4 protein-coding genes are annotated in these 1,247 nt (G+C 37.4%); 3 read left to right on the top strand and 1 reads right to left on the bottom strand.

Features of this window, described 5'->3' with window-relative positions:
- From F6K40_RS40335 to F6K40_RS40325, 3 genes are all read left to right on the top strand, one after another.
- Window positions 1-223: zinc ribbon domain-containing protein (locus F6K40_RS40335; RefSeq protein WP_293146000.1), on the top strand; the 223-nt coding region annotated here is incomplete at its 5' end.
- Between the two features lie 89 nt (window positions 224-312).
- Window positions 313-603, top strand: coding sequence for a DUF4351 domain-containing protein (locus F6K40_RS40330; protein ID WP_293145997.1), 291 nt, complete (start codon window positions 313-315; stop codon window positions 601-603).
- A 25-nt stretch (window positions 604-628) separates the two neighbouring features.
- Window positions 629-901, top strand: coding sequence for a DUF4351 domain-containing protein (locus F6K40_RS40325; protein ID WP_293145994.1), 273 nt, complete (start codon window positions 629-631; stop codon window positions 899-901).
- Window positions 902-1,007: 106 nt separating this feature from the next.
- Here the strand turns inward: F6K40_RS40325 and F6K40_RS40320 are convergent.
- A partial coding sequence (locus F6K40_RS40320; RefSeq protein WP_293145991.1) for a WD40 repeat domain-containing protein occupies window positions 1,008-1,247 on the bottom strand: 240 nt, incomplete at its 5' end.

Genomic DNA, 1,247 nt, shown 5'->3' with positions numbered 1-1,247 from the left:
ACAGCTTGGATATAAGTGCGAATGGTACGGTTCAGAGTTAGTAGTAGTTGACAGGTTTTTTCCATCATCAAAAACTTGCTCACACTGCGGTCACGTTCAAGATATGCCATTAAATGTAAGAACTTACGACTGCCCCGATTGTGGGCTGTCAATAGATAGAGATTTAAACGCCAGTATAAATTTAAGAAATGCGGTCGGCTCGGTCGTGAATGCCTGTGGATGAGAAACCGCCGACGGCCTCAGTAGAAGCAGGAAGTAAACATCAAGTTGTTACGTTATGTGACGCTTTGTATCAGTTTTATGGAGCAGGAAATGATGCAAGAATCTGTAATTTATCAGGATATTCTTCAAAAAGGAAAACAAATTGGTGAAAAACGTGGTTTGCAAATAGGTTTAGAACAGGGAGAAGAACGTGGTTTGCAAAAGGGAAAAGCTTCACTTGTTATCACATTAATAACTTACAGATTTGGAAATATTTCTGAGGAAATAGAAGCTAAAATTCGGAGTTTGTCTCTTTCTGAGTTGAATGAATTGGCGATCGCTCTATTGAATGTTACTTCTCTGGATGATGTAATGAATTGGTTAAGTCAATTTCAGAATTAAAAAGTTTGTTTTTAGGAAAGAAATAATGAAAGAGTCTGTAATTTATCAGGATATTCTCCAGACAGGTTTTGAACGTGGTTTCCAAATAGGTTTTGAACGTGGTTTGCAACAGGTACAGGCTAAAATAGCTAAAATAATTATCTGTTTTATAACTCGTAGTTTGGGAAATATTCCTGAAGAAATAAAAGCTAAAATTCGGAGTTTATCTATTTCTGAGTTGGAAGAACTTGCAGATGCTCAATTTGATTTTACTTCTCTGGATGATGTAATGAATTGGTTAAGTCAATTTCAGAATTAAAAAGTTTGTAGGGGTGGGTTTTGAGGAATAAATGGCTAATTTTTCAAGGATTTTGCTTAAACCTATCCCTACTTACTTCTGACTTCTGACTTCTAACTTCTGACTTCTAATGACTGCCAACACCATCACACAAATGTCTATCGCTTTCACTGAGAGTAGGGTTGTTTTCTAGGTAGTCGCGCACCCAGTTGCAAGCCCATTGATAGGGAGTCAACTTCCAACCATTCCACAACTTCACTGTTTTGTCATCACTTACAAAAGCAATCATCTGACTATTAGGACTAAATGCTACACCATTTACCCAACTCTCATGGCCGCTGAGAGTCTGCAATAACTTTCCTTGACA

Origin of the sequence: Okeania sp. SIO3I5 (assembly GCF_010672085.1) — a bacterium.
Lineage (GTDB): Bacteria > Cyanobacteriota > Cyanobacteriia > Cyanobacteriales > Microcoleaceae > Trichodesmium.
The sequence above is the reverse complement of the archived record's forward strand: the minus strand, read 5'-3'. Positions and strand labels throughout refer to the sequence as shown.

What these genes read in the sequence shown, in the direction of transcription:
- F6K40_RS40325 (WP_293145994.1), top strand. Translation starts at nt 629, where the DNA reads ATGAAAGAGTCTGTAATTTATCAGGATATTCTCCAGACAGGTTTTGAA.
- F6K40_RS40330 (WP_293145997.1), top strand. Translation starts at nt 313, where the DNA reads ATGATGCAAGAATCTGTAATTTATCAGGATATTCTTCAAAAAGGAAAA.